Annotated in this window: 9 protein-coding genes; 1 reads left to right on the top strand and 8 read right to left on the bottom strand. The window is 72.0% G+C overall.

Annotation, left to right across the window (positions count from 1 at the left end; all coding sequences use genetic code 11):
• Positions 1-6: 6 nt before the first annotated feature.
• Positions 7-9,726, bottom strand: a complete 9,720-nt coding sequence (locus DIE22_RS06465) for a non-ribosomal peptide synthetase (protein WP_124604752.1) — start codon at positions 9,724-9,726, stop codon at positions 7-9.
• A gap of 272 nt (positions 9,727-9,998) precedes the next feature.
• Between DIE22_RS06465 and DIE22_RS06475 the strand changes: the two genes are divergently transcribed.
• The gene (locus tag DIE22_RS06475; protein ID WP_124604753.1) at positions 9,999-11,744 is read left to right on the top strand and encodes a cyclic peptide export ABC transporter; all 1,746 of its coding nucleotides are present in this window, start codon (positions 9,999-10,001) and stop codon (positions 11,742-11,744) included.
• A 288-nt stretch (positions 11,745-12,032) separates the two neighbouring features.
• On the opposite strand, the gene DIE22_RS06480 is transcribed toward DIE22_RS06475, so the two are convergent.
• From DIE22_RS06480 to DIE22_RS06510, 7 genes are all read right to left on the bottom strand, one after another.
• On the bottom strand, positions 12,033-13,070 hold the full coding sequence (locus tag DIE22_RS06480) for an ABC transporter substrate-binding protein (protein WP_124604754.1): 1,038 nt from the start codon (positions 13,068-13,070) through the stop codon (positions 12,033-12,035).
• A complete protein-coding gene (gene fhuF / locus DIE22_RS06485; RefSeq protein ID WP_124604755.1) occupies positions 13,067-13,867 on the bottom strand; it encodes a siderophore-iron reductase FhuF in 801 nt (266 codons plus the stop codon). Before fhuF ends, DIE22_RS06480 begins: the two co-directional genes overlap by 4 nt.
• Positions 13,864-15,957 (bottom strand): Fe(3+)-hydroxamate ABC transporter permease FhuB, encoded by a 2,094-nt coding sequence (gene fhuB / locus DIE22_RS06490; protein WP_124604756.1) that lies wholly within the window; start codon positions 15,955-15,957, stop codon positions 13,864-13,866. Before fhuB ends, fhuF begins: the two co-directional genes overlap by 4 nt.
• A complete protein-coding gene (locus tag DIE22_RS06495) occupies positions 15,954-16,814 on the bottom strand; it encodes an ABC transporter ATP-binding protein (RefSeq protein WP_124497543.1) in 861 nt (286 codons plus the stop codon). Before DIE22_RS06495 ends, fhuB begins: the two co-directional genes overlap by 4 nt.
• Positions 16,804-17,823 (bottom strand): TauD/TfdA family dioxygenase, encoded by a 1,020-nt coding sequence (locus tag DIE22_RS06500; RefSeq protein ID WP_124497542.1) that lies wholly within the window; start codon positions 17,821-17,823, stop codon positions 16,804-16,806. Before DIE22_RS06500 ends, DIE22_RS06495 begins: the two co-directional genes overlap by 11 nt.
• A 45-nt stretch (positions 17,824-17,868) precedes the next feature.
• Positions 17,869-18,111 carry an MbtH family protein gene (locus tag DIE22_RS06505; RefSeq protein WP_124497541.1) on the bottom strand — a complete coding sequence of 81 codons (243 nt, stop codon included), beginning with the start codon at positions 18,109-18,111 and terminating at the stop codon, positions 17,869-17,871.
• 95 nt (positions 18,112-18,206) lie between these two features.
• The gene (locus DIE22_RS06510; protein ID WP_124497540.1) at positions 18,207-18,875 is read right to left on the bottom strand and encodes an RNA polymerase factor sigma-70; all 669 of its coding nucleotides are present in this window, start codon (positions 18,873-18,875) and stop codon (positions 18,207-18,209) included.
• Positions 18,876-18,918: the final 43 nt, after the last annotated feature.

Consider the following 18,918-nt stretch of genomic DNA (forward strand, 5'->3'; position numbering starts at 1 on the left):
TCGTCCTTATTGGGTTTCCAGTTCGCCGAGCAGCGCGTCGATCGCGCTCGCCGCGTCGGTCGCGCCGCGGGCCGCGCAGGCCGAGTCGATCGCGTCCGCGCAACGTGCGAGCGTGCGGGTGTCGAACAGCGTGCGCAGCGGCAGCGCGAGGCCCCAGTGCAGGTTCGCCTGCGCATGGGCCTGCGTCGCGAGCAGCGAGTGGCCGCCGAGCAGGAAGAAATCGTCGTCGCGGCCGATCGCGTCCACGTGCAGCACGCGCTGCCAGATCGCTGCGAGCGCGCGCTCCGTGTCGGTCTCGAGTTCGACGGCCGCGGCCGCCTCGCGCACCGGCGCGGGCAACGCATGGCGATCGCACTTGCCGTTCGGCGTGACCGGCAGCGCGTCGAGCTCGATCAGCTGCGATGGCACCATGTACGCCGGCAGTTGCGCGCGCAGCGAATCCAGCAGCGCCGCACGGTCGAGCGGACCCGCGTCGCCGCGTGCGACATAGCCGATCAGCTGCTCGTCGCGCACGATCACGACCGCGTCGTGCACGCCCGGCGCCGTGCGCAGCAGCGCCTCGATTTCACCGGGCTCGATCCGCTGGCCGCGCAGTTTCACCTGCGTGTCGACGCGGCCGAGGTAGTCGAGCGCGCCATCGGCGCGGCGCCGTGCGAGGTCGCCGGTGCGATACATGCGCGCGCCCGGCACGAACGGATCGGGCACGAAGCGATCGGCGGTCAGCCCCGGACGGCCGAGATAGCCGCGCGCGAGGCCCGCGCCCGCCAGATACAGTTCGCCGGTCGCGCCGGCCGGCACCGGCTGCCATGCCGCGTCAAGCACGTGCAGCTGCAGGTTCGCGATCGGATGGCCGATCGGCACCGCGACGGCGCGCGCGTCGTCGGGGCCGCAGGTCCAGTGCGACACGTCGATCGCGGCTTCCGTCGGTCCGTACAGGTTCACGAGCGTCGCGTCCGGCATGAGCCGTGCAACCTTCGCGACCAGTTCGGGCGCGAGCGCCTCGCCGCTCGCGACGATCAGGCGCACGCTGTCGCATTGCGCAGCGGACGAGAAATCGTCGAGATAGGCGGCGAACGCGGCCAGCATCGACGGCACGAAGTGCAGCACCGTCACGCCGTGCGCATGGATCGCGGCCGCGAGGCGGGCCGGATCGCGGTGGTCGCCGGGCGCGGCGATCGCGAGCTTCGCGCCGGTCGCGAGCGGCCACACGAATTCCCATACCGACACGTCGAAGCCGAACGGCGTCTTGTGCAGCACGACGTCGTCGCGCGTCAGCCGGTATGCGTGCTGCATCCACGCGATCCGGTTCGCGAGCGCGCCGTGCGAGTTGCCGGCGCCTTTCGGCTTGCCGGTCGAGCCGGACGTGTAGATCAGGTACGCGAGCCGGGCGTCGTCGACGATGTCGGCCGCGGCGTCTGCGGCGACATCGCCCGATGCGGCGGCTTCGTCGGCGAGCAGATCGGCCACCGTCAGCAGTTGCGTCGTCGCGTCGTCGCCGAGCGCGGCCTCGACCTGCCCGCGCAGATGGGCCTGCGTGATCGCGACCGCGGGCCGCGCGTCACGCAGCAGATACGCGATGCGCTCGGCCGGATAGTCGGGATCGACCGGCAGGTATGCGGCGCCGGCCTTCAGCACGCCGACGAGCGCCGTGACCATGTCGAACGAGCGCTCGACGCACAACGCCACGGGCGTATCGGGCCGCACGCCGCGCCGGCGCAATGCGGCGGCGACGCGCGTCGTGTTCAGATCGAGTTCGCGATAGGTCACGCGTTGCACGCCACCGCGGGCATCCGCGTATTCGAGCGCGATCGCATCGGGCGTCGCCTGTGCCACGTCCGCGAATTGCAGGTGCAGCGGCTGCCGTTGCGCGTCCGGCCACGTCCGCGCGGTGTCCTGCGCGAGCGCCAGTGCGCCGCGCGTCGCGTCGTCGGCGATCGACAGCGTGCCGAGCAGTGCGTCCGGCGTGCGGGCCAGCGCATCGAGCGCGCACGCGAACGCGCGGTGCCAGGTCTCGACCTGGCGCGCATCGACGCGCGCGGTGTCGTAGCCGTAGTCGATCGTCAGCCCGGCGCCGCTCTCGATCACGAGCGTCAGCGCGAAATCGGTCGATTCGACGCTGCGCACGTCGCTCAGCGCGAGCGCGCGCGGATCGGCTTCACGCGCCGTATCGTCGACCGGATAGTTCTCGAACACGACCAGCGTGTCGAACAGCGCGCCGCCGGCGCCGCGCGCCCAGCGCTGGATGTCGGCGAGCGGCGTGTGCGCATGCTCGGCGGCGGCCGCGTTCTCGCGCTGCAGCGTCTGCAGCCAGTCGGCCGCGCGCTGCTGCGGCGCCGGTGCCGTGATCACCGGCAGCGTATTGATGAAGAGACCGAGCACCGTGTCGACGTCCGCGAGCGCATCGGGACGGCCCGCGACGGTCGCCCCGAATGCGACGGCCGGCTGGTGCGTCATGCGCTGCAGCGTGAGCGCCCAGGCACCCTGCACCAGCGTGTTGACGGTCAGCTTCAGCGCACGCGCCGTTTGTGCGACGCGCGTCATCGCATCCGCGTCGATCGTTGCGCGCCACGTGACCATCTCGGCGTCCGCGCGGTCGGCCACGCGCTCGGCGATCAGCGTCGGCGCATCGAGGCGCGCGAGCCGATCGGTCCAGAAGCGTTCGTCCGCGGCGCGATCGCGCGTGCCGAGCCACGCGATGAAGTCGCGATAACGCAGTGTCGGGCGGCTCGCGAACGGCGACACCGCATCGGGGTCGCGATAGTCGCGCAGCACGTCCGCGAGCAGGCGCGCGGTGCTCCAGCCGTCGAGCAGCACGTGGTGGCGCGTCCAGACGACGCGCCATGCGTCGTCCGCGACGCGGATCAGCGTGAGCCGCATCAACGGCGGCTCGCGCCAGTCGAAGCCGCGTGTGCGGTCCGCCGCGAGCCATGCGTCGAAATCGGTGTCCAGCGTGTCGCCGCGCGTGCGCCAGTCGAGCTGCTCGACCGGCATCTGCGCATGGCGATGCACGCACTGCAGCGGCCCGGCCTCGTCGGGCATCACGCTGGTGCGCAGGATGTCGTGGCGCGCGACGGATGCGCCGAACGCGGCCGCGAGCCGGTCGGCATCGAGCGCCGTCGCGGTCGCGACGAGCTGGTTCACGTAGCTTGCGTGACCGGGCGCGAACAGCGCATGGAACAGGATCCCCTGCTGCATCGGCGACAGCGGATACACGTCGTCGATCGTGCGCCAGTCGAGCGGCGCGCGCTCGATCGCGGCCTGCGTGAGGCCGGCCGCCTGCGCGAGCGGGAAATCGCCCGGCGTCGCCCCGCCGCCGCGGTGCGCGACACGCGACGCGCATGCGTCGGCGAGTTCGCGCAATGCGGCTGCAAAGCGTTCGGCGAATGCCTCGATCGTCGCGCGCTCGAACTGCGGCGCGCCGTATACCCAGTGAATCTTCAGCGTGCGCGCGCCGTCGCGGCCGGTATCCAGATATGCATGGATCGCGAGCGTGTTGCCGAGCGGCCCCTGAGGATCGCGTTCGATGCCGGTGCCGCCGAAGCGCGGCACGAGCGTCGCGTCGCGCGGCACGTCGAACTGGCCGAGATAGTTGAACGTGACGCGCGGACGCGGCACGGCGGCCAGTGCCGCACGCGTCGCCGCGTCGCCGTGGTGCGCGAGCACGCCGAAGCCGAGCCCCTTGTGCGGCACCGCGCGCAGCGTGTCCTTGACCGCGCACAGCGTGTCGCGCGCCGTGGCTTCGACCGGCAGCATCACCGGATAGTGGCTGGTCAGCCAGCCGATCGTGCGGCTCGCGTCCGCATCGTCGAACAGCGCCTCGCGGCCATGCCCTTCGAGCTCGACCCGGCACGAGGCGCCACCGTCGGCACCGGCCAGCGCCAGTGCGAGCGCCGCGCCCAGCAGTTCGATCGTCTGCGTGCGATACGCGGCGTGCGCGTCGGTCAGCGCGGCACGGGTCAGCGTCGCGTCGATCGTCTGCACGACGACGGCCGCATCGGCGTTCGTCGCCGGTGCGTCCGGATGATCGGGCACGAGGTCGTCACCCTGTGCCATGCCGGCCCAGTATGCCGTTTCAGCGGCGAACGGCGATGCCGGTTCGGTCGCGGCCCGCGCGAGGCGTGCGGCCCATGCGTCCGCGCGCAGGCCCGGCTGCGACAGGCGCACCGGCGCGCGTTCGCATGCGGCGCGATACGCGGCGTCCAGGTCGTCGAGCAGGATGCGCCACGACACGCCATCGACGATTGCATGGTGAATCGCCAGATACAGCTGCGTCGAGCCGTCCGGCAGCCGCGTCGCGCACGCGCAGGCGAGCGGCCCGCGGCCGAGATCGAGGCGGCGCTGCACTGCGTCGAAGCGCGCCAGTGCATCGGCGTCGTCGCGTGCGGCCACCTCGACGAACGGCAGCGCGTCGTACGGCTTCGCCGCCTCGCTCGCATGCCAGTTGCCGTCCGCGCCGCGCGCGAAGCGCTGGCGGAATGCGTCGTGATGGGTCAGCAGCGTATCGAACGCGCGCGCGAATGCATCGGCGTCGAACGGGCCGCGCACGTCGAACGCGACCGACTGGTTCCAGTGGCCCGGATGCGGCACGTCGAGCGCGAAGAAGCGCTGCTGCGCGGGCGTCAGGATCGCCGCGACGGCCGGCGCGGACCGAGCCTGCGCCAGCGTTGCGGATGCCGACGTCGATGCCGGCGTTGCAGCGGCGACCTCCTCGGTCTTCGCGATGCGCGCGAGTTCGGCGACCGTCGGGCCGTCGAACAGCTGCTTCGGCGTGAAACGCACGCCGCGCTTGCGGGCGCGTGCGATCACCTGCAGCACGAGAATCGAGTCGCCGCCGAGTTCGAAGAAGTTGTCGTCGCGGCCGACGTGCGGCGCCTTCAGCACCGCTTGCCAGACTTCGGCGAGCGCCGTCTCGACCGGGCCCTGCGGCGCGTCGCCGAAGGCCGTCGCCACCGGTGCGGCCGCCAGTTCGCGCAGTGCCGCGCGATCGATCTTGCCGTTCGCCGTCACCGGCAGCCGCGCGAGCGCGACGAACTGCGCAGGCACCATGTAGTCGGGCAGCGTCGCGCCGAGCGCCGCGCGCAGGGCGGCTTCGTCGAATGCCGCGCCGTCGCGCATCACGACGAACGTCGCGAGCCGCAGGCGGCCGTCGTGCTCGATCGCGAGCGTCTCGGCCTGCGCGATCGGGCCGGCCGCGCGGACCGCCGCGCTCACCTCGCCCGGTTCGACGCGATAGCCGCGAATCTTCACCTGGTCGTCGATACGGCCGAGGAACGCAAGACGGCCGTCCGCGCGCAGACGCACGCGGTCGCCGGTGCGATACAGGCGCGCGCCGGGCGTGAACGGATCGGGCACGAAGCGCTCGGCGGTCTGCGCCGGCCGGTTCAGGTAGCCGCGCGCGACGCCCGGCCCGCCCAGATACAGTTCGCCCGTCGCACCGGCCGGCACGCATGCGCCGAACGCGTCGAGCACCAGTGCGCGCGCATTCGGCAGCGGCGTGCCGAGCGGCACGCCGCTCGCCGGGTCGCGCGCATCGGCGGCGATCGATGCGGTATCGCACACGATCGCGCCGACGGTCGCTTCGGTCGGCCCGTAATGGTTGATCACGCGGCAGGCCGGCGCGAGCGCGGCCAGGCGCGCGACGAGCGCCCACGTCAGCGTTTCACCGCCGGTCACGAGCGCGTGGCACGGCAGCACGTCGGCCGGCACGCGCGCGTCGAGCAGCGCCTGCAGGTGGCTCGGCACGATCTTCAGCACGCCGACGTCGCGACGGCGCATCTCTTGCGCGAACAGGTCCGGATCGAACGCGCACGCGGCCGGCAGCAGGTGCAGCGTGCGGCCCGCGCACAGCGCGCCGAACAGCGTCGTATGGCCGAGGTCGGCGGCGACGGTCGACACCATCGCGAACGACGCGTCCGGCGCGAACGCGAGTTCGTCGAGCATTCCGTGCACGTAGTCGGCCAGCGCGCCGTGCGATACGACGACACCCTTCGGCGTGCCGGTCGAACCCGACGTATAGATCAGATAGGCGCCCTGTTCCGGATGCGGCGCGGCGCGTACGCCGGCCGCATGCGCGAGCGTCGCGTCCTGCGTGAGCGTGTCGACGTCGAGCGGCTGCGCGTCGATGCCGGACGGCCACGCGGCCCCATCCCGACCATGCGCGACGAGCGCCCAACGCGCGCCGCAGTCGGCGGCCGCGGCCGCCAGGCGTGCGGTCGGCTGCGCCGGGTCGAGCAGCACGGCCAGCGCGCCGGCCTTCAACGCGCCGAGCAGGCCGACGACGAAGCGGACCGAGCGCTCGATGCAGACGATGACGGGCGCTTCGGCCGTCGCGCCGCGCAGTGTCAGTGCGTGCGCGATGCGGTTCGACGCGTCGTCGAGTTCGGCGAACGTGAGCGATGCCGACGCATCGGCGAGCGCGACGCGATGCGGATAGGCCGCCGCCTGCCGTGCGAATGCGGCGACGATGTCGGCGTGTTCGACGCTCAGCGCGCGGCCGTCGCGCGGCTGGCGCGACGCCGGCGACGCATCGCACGGCAGCGCGGCCGTCGTGCATTGCGGTTCATGTGCGGCGGCCGCGACGAGCGCCGCATAGCTGTCGAGCCATGCGCGCGCGGTGTCGGCGTCGATGCAGTCGGTCGCGTAGGCGGCGACGAGTTCGATCCCGTGCGCGTCGTCGGTGAAGTCCAGCGCGAAGTCGAAGCGCGCGGCGAGATCGGGCCCCGGCGTCGCGACCGCGGTCGCGCCCGGCAGCACGCTGTCGTGCCGCGCATCGAACTGCTGCGCGAATTTCACGCGCAGCCATTCGTCGCCGCGCTTGACGGGCGGCTTCACCGCATCGACGACGCGCTCGAACGGCACGTCCTGGTGCGCGACCGCGTCGAGTGCGGCCGTGCGGGCCGCGTCGACCAGCGCGCGGAACGGCAGCGTCGGCGCCACGCGCACGCGCAGCGCAACCGTATTCAGGAACAGGCCGAGCAGCGCGCGGGTTTCCGGGCGCTGGCGATGCGCGACCGGCACGGCGACGACGACGTCCGTCTCGCCGGTCAGGCGCGCCAGCCATGCATCGAGCGCGGCCAGCAGCACCGTGAAGACCGTGGCCTGCGCGTCACGCGCGAGGCGCCGCACGTCGGCCGCGACCGCGTCGGGCAGGCGGTGCGACACGCGCGCGCCTTGCAGCGTGCGCGTCGCGCCAGGCTGGCGGTCGACCGGCAGCGCGAGCGGGCCCGGCACGTCGCGCAATGCGGCGCGCCAGTATTCGAGCTGACGCTCGCCTTCGCCGCAAGCGAGCATGTCGCGCTGCCAGTCCGCGTAGTCGGCGTACTGGATCGGCAGCTCGGGCAACGACGGTTCACCGCCCTCCGCATACGCGCGGTACGCGGCCGACAGCTCGTCGAATGCGCAGCGCGAGCTCCAGCCGTCGGTAATCGCGTGGTGCGCGGTCAGCAGCAGCCGGTGGCGCTCGTCGGCGAGCACGATGAGCGTCGCGCGCAACAGCGGCCCGCGCGACAGATCGAAGGGCTCGCCCGCGTCGCGTTCGGCAATGCGCGCGGCTTCCGCATCGCGCGCAGCCGGCGGTTGCCCGCGCAAGTCGAGCGTCGTGATCGCGACCGGCAGGCGTGCATGAACGCGCTGCATCACGATGCCGTCGTCGTTGTCGACGAGCGTCGTGCGCCACGCGTCGTGCCGTCCGATCACGTGATCGAGCGCACGCTGCAGCGCGTCGCGGTCGAGCGCGCCGTCGATCGTCCAGTGCGCGGCAATGTGATAGGCGGCGCTCGCATCGCGCGTCTGCGCGAGGACCCAGAAGCGTTGCTGCGCGAGCGATGCCGCGCGATCGACATACGCCGCAGCCGCCGCGGCATCGGCCGGCGCACGGCGCGCGGCGATCGCGGCCAGCGGCTCGCCCGTTTCGCGTTCCGCGCGATCGACGTGCGCGGCCAGCTCGGCCAGCGCCGGATCGGCGAACAGCGTGTCGAGCCGCAGGTTCACGCGCAACGCGGCGCGGATCGCGGCCTGCAACTGCATCGCGGCGAGCGAATCGGCGCCCAGTGCGAAGAAGCGGTCGTCGCGCGACGGCGTCGCGTCGAGGCCGAGCAGCGTCCGCCAGACACCGGCGATCTGCTGTTCGGTCGGCGTGCACGGTGCGTCGCCCGTGTGTCGTTCGGTATCGCGTGCGGCGGCGATGCGCTCGCGCAGCGCGGCACGGTCGAGCTTGCCGTTCAGCGTGTACGGCAGTGCATCGCAGCGCACGAACCGGTGCGGCTGCCACGCGGCGGGCAACTGCGCGCCCACGTGCGCCTTCAGCGCCGCATCGTCGGCGGCCGCACGCAGCGCGACGCACGCGATCAGCCGCGCCGGCCCGTCGCCGGTTTCGGCGATCACGGCCGCGTCGGCCACCGCCGGATGCGTGCGCAGGCACGCGGCGATTTCCGCGGGCTCCACGCGCACGCCGCGCACCTGGATCTGGTCGTCGAGACGGCCGAGATAATCGAATGCGCCGTCGGCGCGCAGGCGCGCGAGGTCGCCGGTGCGGTACACGCGCGCACCGGGCTCGCCGTGCGCATCCGGAATGAAGCGTTCGGCCGTCAGCGCCGGGCGGCCGTGATAGCCGCGCGCGACGCACACGCCGCCGAGGAGCAGTTCGCCGCCCTCGCCCATTTCGCCCGACGCGCCTGCCGCGTCGCCATCGATACGCGCGACACGCGGACCGATCACGCGGCCGATCGGCAGCGACGCATACGCATCGTTCGCGGCCAGCTCGGGCGTCTCGCCTGGTTCGACCGGCCACAGCATCGGCGAGATCACGGCCTCGGTCGGCCCGTAGCCGTTGACCAGGCGCACCGACGGGAACGTGCGGCGCACGAATTCGAAGGCCTGCTGCGGCAGCGCCTCGCCGCCGAACGCGAGCACGCGCAGGGCCGAAGGCACGCCGTCGCGCGCGGCGACGGCGGCGAATTCGCGCAGGTAGGCCGGCGGAAACGCGGCGACGCTGACTGCTTCGCGCACCATCAGCGCATGCGCGGCGTCCGGCGCGAACGGCTGCGGCGGCGCAATCGTCACGCTGGCCCCGACAGCGAGCGGCGCGAGCCAGCATTCGTGCGCGGCGTCGAAATTGACCGACGCGAAATGCAGCAGGCGATCGCCGCCTTCGATCGGCAGCGCGGCCGCGAGCGCGTCGCAATGCGCGGCGAGCGGCCCGTGCTCGACGACCACGGCCTTCGGCGTGCCAGTCGAGCCCGACGTATAGATCATGTACGCGGCCGCGCGCGGATGCACCGGCACGTCTTCGTCGTCGGCAAAGGCGGCGGCATCCGCGCCGTGGTCCAGTGCCGCCGCCGCGTCGAACGCATGGTCGAACGACGTGCCGAGCGCCGCGCGGCCCGCCGCATCGACGATCCCGTGGCGCAGCTGCGCATCGCGCACGATCCAGTCGAGGCGCGCGGCCGGATGACGCGGATCGAGCGGCACGAACACGCCGCCCGCCTTCAGCACGGCCAGCAGCGCGACGAACAGCTCGCAGGAGCGTTCGACGCAGACGCCGACCCGCACTTCCGCGCCGACACCGGCCGCGCGCAGCTGGCGGGCAAGGTGCGACGCACGCGCGTCGAGCGCGCCGCGCGACAGGCGCAGGTCGTTCTGGAAAGGCGCGGCGAGCGCGGGCGCGTCGGGCGCACGGCGCGCCAGTTCGCGGATTCGGTGGTGCAACGCAGTCGGGAAACTCGTCATGTGCGTGAAATCCTTCGGTCCGGCCGCTTCGGCCAAGTCTCGGGGCCGCTTGGGGCGGCTTCATTGGTGTGACGAACGGCGCGGCCGATTTTTTACCGTTTTGCGCGCAAAGCCCGAACGGACGCATTTTTCGAAGGCATCGCTAAATATTTGCGCGGCCCGTTCGTCTATCAGGGAGGAAAGCCGCAACCGGGCCGGTCCCGCGCGCTGCTTTCGCATCAGTCTTGCCGTTTCCGCATGGTTTGCCTGCCCTTCATTTACCGACGTTGCCGATGACAGCCGCCCACGAGCCTTCTTCCCCGCCGTCCCTCGACGCCTCCCCCGGCCGCCCCGCGGCCCGCCTGATCCTCGCGTTGCTGCGCGAAAGCCGCGCATCGCTCGCGCTGGCGCTCGTCGCCTGCGTGCTCAACGGTGTCGCGAGCGTGCTGCTCGTCGCGACGCTGAACCGCGCGCTCGCGCAACCCGGCGCGGCCGACGCGTCGCTTGCATGGCGCTTCGCGCTGTGCGCGGTGATCGCGCTCGTCACCCGGATCGTGTCGGGCACGCTGTTCGCCCGGCTGTCGCAGGACACGATGGCGCGGCTGCGCGTGCATCTCGCGCGGCGCGTCGGCGCGGCCGAGCTGCGCGACATCGAGCGGATCGGCGCGGCGCCCGTGCAGTCGGTGCTGACCGACGACGCGACCAACGTGTCGATGCTGTTCTTCGCGCTGCCGAACCTGGTGATGCACGGCTCGATCGTGTTCGGCTGCCTCGGCTATCTCGCGTGGCTGTCGTGGCCCGTGTGCCTGCTCGCGCTGACCGCGATCATCGCGGGCTCGCTCGGCTATCACACCGGCGATCGCCGCGCGATCGCGTCGCTCGAAGCAGCCGGCCAGGCGCAGGACCGCCTGTTCGGCTATCTCGGCTCGCTGTTCTCCGGCGCGAAGGAACTGAAGCTGCATGACGCGCGCGCACGCCAGTTCGTCGACGGCCAGCTCGGCGCCGCCATCGGCGAGGTGCGCGATCACCGCCGCCGCGCGTTCAGCGCGTATGCGGTCGGCGTCGGCTGGATCATCTTCCTGTTCTACGTGTTCCTCGGCGCGGCCGCGTTCTGGCCGCAGTTGGGCGTGCACGCCGATGCAAGCACGGCAGCCGGCTACGTCGTCGTGTTCCTGTTCATGCTGGTGCCGCTCGACGGACTGCTGAACAACCTGCCGACCGTCAATGCGGCGCGCGTGTCGCTCGGGCGGATCGAAGGCGTGATGGCCGAGTTCGGCGCACTGCGCACGGTGCCGCCCGCCAGCGACGCGCTCGACGTGCCGCCGGCCGGCGCCGTCACGCTGCGCGGCGTCACGCATGCGTATTTCCACGAGCGCGACGAACGGATGTTCCGGATCGGGCCGATCGACCTGACGATCCGGCCGGGCGAGCTCGTGTTCATCGTCGGCGGCAACGGCAGCGGCAAGACCACGCTCGCGAAGGTGCTGACCGGGCTCTACGAGCCGGAGGAAGGCACGATCGAGGCCGACGGCCGGACGATCGGCTGGCGCGAGCGCGCCGCGTACCGGCAGCGCTTCAGCGCGGTGTTCAACGACTTCCACCTGTTCGACGCACTGCTCGGCATCGTCGATCCGGACGATCCGGCGCGTGCGCAGGCCGATGCGCGCGCGAACGCGCTGGTCGCGAAGCTCGCGCTCGACCACAAGGTGAAGGTCGTCGACGGCGCGTTCTCGAACCGCGCGCTGTCGACCGGGCAGCGCAAGCGGCTCGCGCTCGTCGTCGCGTACCTGGAGGACCGCCCGTTCTACCTGTTCGACGAATGGGCGGCCGACCAGGATCCGTCGTTCAAGGCCGTGTTCTACGAGCAGCTGCTGCCCGAACTGCGCGCGCGCGGCAAGGCCGTGATCGTGATCACGCACGACGACCGCTATTTCGATCTCGCCGATCGCCTGCTGAAACTCGACAACGGGCAGATCGTCAGCGACACGACGCCCGCGCGGTCACGCGCACGGGATGGTGCCGACGCGCTGAGCGCGTAGGCACGTGCGTACACCGGCCGCCCGCGCGCGGCGATTGCGGCGCGCAGGCGGTGCTCGGTTCGGAGGATCGGAAGGATCGGAAGGATCGGAAGGATTGGGAAGGATTGGGAAGGATTGGGAAGGATTGGGAAGGATTGGGAAGGATTCGGAAAAGCCGGAAGGAAACGTCGTTCGGCGTACCTGCGTACGCGTGACGCCACCGGAATGCGGCGTCCCGTTCGCGCGGCACGCGGACGGCAACCCGGCTCCCGACCGCGCTGCCCCGCCCGCTCGCGAGGATCTGCCGGTTCAGCGCACGGCCGGCAGCTTCAGCATCGTATCGGTCATCACGTCGGCCAGTTTGAGCGCCGACATCGGCCCGCCGAACCCCCAGATATTCCGCTCGATGAGCGCGATCCGGCGTTCGCGCAGCGCGGGCACGAAACGCCACACCGGCGAATCGAGCTTCGTGGACAGCGGCACGTCCATCCCCGTCGCGGTGACGAACAGCACGGCGAGATCGCGTTGCCTGAGCAAGTCGGCGGACGTCACGTACAGCGTGCCTTCCCGGGTCGGCTTCCTCGGCCACGGATCGAGCCCCAGCGCGCGTGCGAGGCCCGCCGACGTGCTGTTGCCCGTATAGGCCCAGTAACGGTCGGGCAGCCCGAGATCCTGCAGCAGCGCGATGCGTTCGCCGCTGCGCCCGGCCGCCTTGAGCCGCGACGCATTGCGCGCGATGCCCGCGTCCAGTTGCGCGTCGACCGCCTTCGCGCGCGCATCGCGTCCGGTGACCGTGCCAATCGTCCGGAAGATCTGCCGCATCCAGTCGAGCTGCGTGACGGGCACGCCGTCTTCGGACACGTTCGGGCTGAACTGGAACAGGATCGTCGGCGCGATCCGGTCGAGCGCGGCGAAGATCGGCGCATGCCGGAAGCCGACGCCGATGATGAGATCGGGCTTCACCGCGGCGATCGCCTCGAGCCCCGGCTCCTGCCGCGAGCCGATGTCGGTCACGTGCGCGAGCCGGTCGCTCTCGTAGCCGAGCCAGCCCGGATAGAACGCGGTATCGGCCATGCCGACCGGCACGATGTCGAGCGCGATCACGCTTTCCGCGAACATGAAGTCGAGCGCGACCACGCGCTGCGGCCGCACCGGCATCGTTGCACTCGCCTGCGATATGACGGGATTGCCCGCGAGCGAGCGGCCCGGTGGCGAAGCCGTGCTGCTGCCCTGCCCGCCGCGCGCGTCGTCGGCGACCGCAACGGCCGGGCCAACCAGCGCGCCGCAGCACGCGGCGCCGAGCGCGGCCAGTGCGCCGAGCGCCTGGCGGCGGCCGGCATGCGTCACCGGATCGCGTCCTGCTCGGCGAGCGCCGCGTCGTCCATCGTCAATAGCAGGGGGCAGCTTCCACACAGTTGCGTTTCTCCAGGAATTTCATAGCGCAGGCAGCACACGCGGCGCGCGCGAAACGGCGTCGGCAGCAGCGGCGAGCGCGGCACGGCGTCGCGCACCGGCAGGCGCAGCGGATTCGGCTCGCCCTGGACGTAGGATGCGCCGAACAGCCAGTCGGCGTCGCGAACGGGATCCGCCGCGCATGGCAGTGACCGGTACGTGCCGAGCAGATAGTCGAGCAGGTTGCCCGCGTTGCTCCACAGCACGCGCGGCGTGACGCGGCCCATCGCCGCGAGCAGGTCGATCACCGCGCCGAGATGTGCGACGAGCCCCGCATAGCGCGGCGCGGGATCGGCGCACGGCGCGCCGAGCGCGTCCGGTGCGAAATACAGTGCGGCCGGCATCCCGTCGTCGAGCGCGACGAACGTGCGTTCCGGCGCCATGTCGAGCGGCCGGCCGAGCGTCAGCGCGGCGACCACGCCGGCAGGCGCCGCGCGGCCGAAGTAGTACTTGCTCCATTGCGACATCAGCGCGCGCGCATGCTGCGCCGGATCGCCGCCGTAATGGCGGACCATCGCGTCGAGCACGGCCTCGCGGTAATCGGGCAGCGCGCTGACCGGCACGACGACCCGGCCCGGCGCTTGCGTGTCGTCGGGCATCCCGAGCCACACGACGTCGAGATGCTCGGCAAACGGTTCGGGCGCGAACGCGGAAAAGCGCGTGGCGCATGCGCCGTCGAGCGCCGGCGTCATCGCCCCGCGCGCCGGGCGCGGCGCCCCTCGAGGATCAGCAGTCCGAGCAGGTACGGTGCGCCGATCAGCGCGGTCAGCACGCCGGCCGGCACTTCGCGCGGCGCAACGACCGTGCGGGCGGCCAGATCGGCCAGGCCGAGGATCAGCGCGCCGCACGCGGCCGCGAGCCACAGACGCGTGCGATGCCGGCGTGCGCCGAGCATCGTCGCGACGTGCGGCGCCATCAGTCCGATGAAGCCGACCGGTCCGACCGCCGCGACGGCCGCGCAGGCGGCGAGCGTCGCGATCGTCAGCGCGAGCGGCCGCAACGCGGCGACCGGCAGGCCGAGCGCGGCCGCCTGGTCGTCGCCGAGCGCGAGCATGTCGAGCGGCCGCGCGAGCCATGCGAACACGGGTATCGCGAGCACGCACCACGGCAGCAGCATCGACACCTCGCCCCAGCTGCGGCCGTAGGTGCCGCCGACGAGCCAGACGACGAAGCGCGCGGGCTGCACGCTTTCCTGCGTGATCAGCCATTGCGCGAGCGTGGTCCACAGCGCGCCGATCACGATGCCTGTCAGCGCCACCGCGAGCGGTGCATAACGATGCCGGTGATTCAGCGCGAGCGTGATCGCGAGCGACAGCGCCCCGCCGGTCAAGGCGACCACGGCGAGCGTCACGTGGCCCATCAGCGGCCACGTCGACAATGCGAACAGCGTGACGAGCCCCGCACCCTGCGTGACACCGAGCACTTCGGGGCCCGCGAGCGGATTGCGCACGACGCTCTGCATCGCGACGCCGCTCACGGCCAGCAGCGCGCCCGCGAGGAGCGCGCACAGCAGCCGCGGCATGCGCAGGTCGATCAGCATGCGCGCGAGCGCATCATGGCCCGACAGCGCGGCCGACCAGCGCGCGGGCGACAGCCATTCGGGGCCGGCCGACACGCCGGCGAACACCACGAGCAGGCCGCCCGCGACGAACAGCACGGTGCGCAGCGGCCAGCCGAGCCGTTCGAGCCAGCCGACCACACGCGTCGAGCCGCTGCCGGCCGCGCGTTCGGCCGGCGCGTGCAGCACGCCCGACCATGCCGCGCCGCGCCGGATCATCGCGAGCATCAGCGGCGTGCCGACCAGCGCGATCGCGACGCCGGTCGACAGCGTCGCGTCGAGGCCCGACGCGAGCACCGCGCTGTCGGTGACCAGCACGAGCGCACCGCCCGCGAGCGCCGACAGCGGCACCAGCACGCCGAGCCGCGCCACCCGGGCACCGCGCACCTGGCGCAGCAGGTTCGGCGCGACGAGCCCGACATACGACAGCGGGCCCGCGATGCTGACGGCCACGCTCGTGAACGCGACCGCGACGATCGTCGCGGCGAGCCGCGTCGCGTCGACGCGCACGCCGGCCGCGGCAGCCGCCTCGTCGCCGAGCGCGAGCGGATTCAGCGGTCGAACGACGAACGGCAGCGCAAGCAGCGGCACGACGAGCCAGCGCGCGGCGAGCGCGAGCCCGGTCGCGCCCGGTTGATAGAGACTGCCGTTGGTCCACAGCGCGGCGCCCGCGATGTTCTGCTCGAAGAACGCGAGCACCAGCGTCGACAGCGCCGCGAACAGCAGCATGCAGACGCTGCCCGCGAGCACGAGCCGCAGCGGCGTCGCGCGCCAGCCGCCGGCCGCGACGATCGCGCACGCGGCGGCGATCAGCCCGCAGACGAACAGCAGCGGCACCGATGCGACCCCGGCGAGCGCCGGCACCAGCATCGCCGCGAGCAGCCCGAGCTGTGCGCCGCCCGTCACGCCGAGCAGGTCGGGCGATGCGAGCGGGTTGCGCGTGAGCGACTGGAACAGCGCACCGGCGATGCCGAGACAGCCGCCAGCGACGAGCGCAGCCGCGACGCGCGGCAGGTTGAGGTCGAACAGGAACACGCCCGCGAGCACAGCGGCGTCGCTGCCCGGCACCGCGTTCCACCACGCGCGCAGGTCCGGCGCGACGCGCAGCACCGCCAGCACGGCGATCAGCACGACGAGGCCGAGCGCGATCGCACCGGCGCGGCGGCCGGATGCCGTGCGCTGCCCGCTCGCCGCGAGCCGCTTGCGCAACGCGAACGTCGTCATACGGCGAGATCCCTGTCGAACGCGCCGGCCGCGTGCGGCGTGCCGGATGCAGGGCCGGACGCCGGCGGCCCGTAGGCCGGCACGCACATCGGCGCGCCCGTCCGCGGATGCGCGAGCTTCAGCATGTCGACGCCGAATGCCGCGCGCAGCCGCGCCGGCTCCAGCATCGCGTCGGGCGAACCGTGCGCGATGAGGCGGCCGGCACGCATCAGCACGATTTCGTCGCTGTACGCGGCCGCCTGGTTCAGGTCGTGCAACACCCACACGATCGTCAGCCCGCGCGCGCGGTTCAGCGCGCGCAGCGCGTCGAGGATGTCGAGCTGGTGATGGATGTCGAGATAGGTCGTCGGCTCGTCGAGCAGCACGATCGGCGCCTGCTGTGCGAGCGCCATCGCGATCCACGCACGCTGGCGCTCGCCGCCCGACAGCGCGCCGACGTCACGCTCGGCGTCGCCGGCAAGGCCGCTCGTGTCGAGCGCCTCGTCGATCGCCGCATGGTCGGCGCGCGACAGCCCGCGCAGGAAGCCGCCATAGGCATAGCGTCCGTACGCGACGAGCTCGCGCACGGTCAGCCCCGACGGGATCTGGTTGAACTGCGCGAGCATCGTGAGTTCGCGCGCGAGCGCGCGACGGCGAAACGATGCGAGCGGCTTGCCGTTCACGTCGATGTGGCCCGCACGCGCGGGCTGCAGGCCCGCGAGCGTGCGCAGCAGCGTGCTCTTGCCGCAGCCGTTCGGACCGCACAGCGCCGTTACGCGGCCGGCCGCGATCGACAGGTCCAGCCCGTCGATCACGACATGGTCGCGATAACCCACCGTCAGTCCGCGCGCGGCAAGCGCGGCGGTACTACGCGTCATCGGTCCTCCGTTCGGTCGCGCGCGGGACCGTGTAACTCTGCGCCATCGCGACGACCACCTTGCGCGGCCCGTCGAACGGGTCGCGCGCATGCGCGGTCAGCATGTTGTCGAGCATCAGCACGTCGCCCGTCTGCCACGGGAACACGATGCGCTGGCGGTCGAGCACGCCGCGAATTTCCGCGAGCGCATCGGCCTCGAGCGGCTCGCCGTCGCCGTAGTACACGTTGCGCGGCACGTTGTCGAGCCCGACCGCGTCGACGAGCGCTTCCTGCATGTCGTCGTCGAGCGCGGACAGGTGAAACAGGTTCGCCTGGTTGAACCACACGCGCTCGCCGGTGCGCGGATGACGCGCAACGGCCTGGCAGCGTTCGCGCGTGCGCAGCAGCAGTTCGCCGTCGTCGTCCGTGCGCCAGGTGCATTCGATCCCGCGCGCCGCGCACATCCGCTCGACCTCGGCGGGATCGTCGGTGCCGAACGACTGCTGCCACGGCAGGTCGAGCCCCTGGCCGAAGTTGCGCACGTACAGCAGCTCGCGCTGCTCGAAGCGTGCGACCAGCGCCGGATCGAGCGCGCGATGGACGGCGCGGCTGTCCGCGATCGGCGTCGCACCGCCCTTCGGCGCCGCGCGCGCGCAATGGAACCAGATCCGCAGCGGCCACTCGCGCGTGTACGACTGCTCGTTGTGCAGCGGAATCGCGCGGTGCGGCGGGTATTCGGTCGACGTGTAGACGGCGCCCTCGACCTGGCTGCGCGGCGTCGACGCGTATTCATAGCCGATCAGCGGATCGCCGAACGATGCCGCGAACTGCTGGAACGCATCGATCGACGGCACGTGGAAGCCCGTGAACAGCACACCGCCCGCCCGTTCGAGCGTGTCGGCCGCGATGGCATGCGCGAGCGGCGCGACTTCGTCGATCGACATGCCGCCGGTGCCGCGCGGCGACACGACGGTGGGCAGCCCCGGCTCGATACGCAGGTCGTCGAGCGTCGGCAACGAAAGCAGGGTCATGCAACGTCCTCTTCAGGTGGCGCGCCGCAAGCGCGGCGCAGCGGGTCACGACGCGCGCGTCGTGCGTTCGCCGTCCATCGCGCGGCGCAGGCTCGCGGGGCGCATGTCGGTCCAGACGGTCTCGATGTGCGCGAGGCAGTCGGCCTTCGGGCCGCGCACGCCGACCTCGCGCCAGCCGGCCGGCACGGGCCGGAACGTCGGCCAGATCGAATACTGTTCTTCGTCGTTGATGACGACCGTGTAGACGAGGTCGTCGGTGTCCGCGGAAGGCGTCGTGGCTTGCGTCATGATCGTAAGAAAGCGGGAGACGGTTGAAGGATGCGAAGCGGCGGACTGTCGAATCGGCCGCTCCTGTCTTGAAGACGATTGACCGGCGCGATTTTTTACCCGCGCCGCGCGCGGCCGCCGAGAAACACCGGGCACGCGACGCCGCGATGGCATGCATCGAGACACTCCGCGCAGTGCCGCTCCGCGTCGCGCACCATGAAATGCACCAGCGTCTGCGAGACGTTCAGCGCGCGCGCCGCGGTCTGCAGCGTCTCCTCGCGCAGCCGCACCATCTCGAACGCCGCGCGGCTGCGCGCCGGCAGGTCGTCGAGCGCGGCCCACACCCGGCGCAGCGTGTCGCGCGTCATCAGCGCGGCCTCGGGCGTCGGTTCCGGCGACGGCACGTCGAAGCCGTCGTCCTCTTCCGTGTGGTAGACGTTCTCGAGGCTTTGCCGGCGGCACGCGTCGATCGATGCGTTGCGCACCATCCGCGTCACGTACGCGACCGGCTGGCGCACCGCGTCCTGGTTCGGGAATTCGACGAGCTTCACGAACACGTCGTGCACGACGTCCTCGGCGCGGCTCGTGCAGCCGACGAAGCCGCGCGCGATATTGACGAGCATCGCGCGATGGGAAATCAGCACGTCGAGCAGCGCGCCCTGCGCGCGCGGCTCCGCGGCACGACGCGCACGCGGCGCGCGGCGCGACGGCAGGTCCGGATAACTGCCGAGGAACGGGTTCGCCGTTGCCGCTGCCGGTCGTTCGAGCACTTCCGCCATTGCCATCGATCTGCTCCGTCTAATTCCGAGATAGCGCAATTTAACGTAA

Source organism: Burkholderia sp. Bp9142, from assembly GCF_003853415.1.
Classification (GTDB): domain Bacteria; phylum Pseudomonadota; class Gammaproteobacteria; order Burkholderiales; family Burkholderiaceae; genus Burkholderia.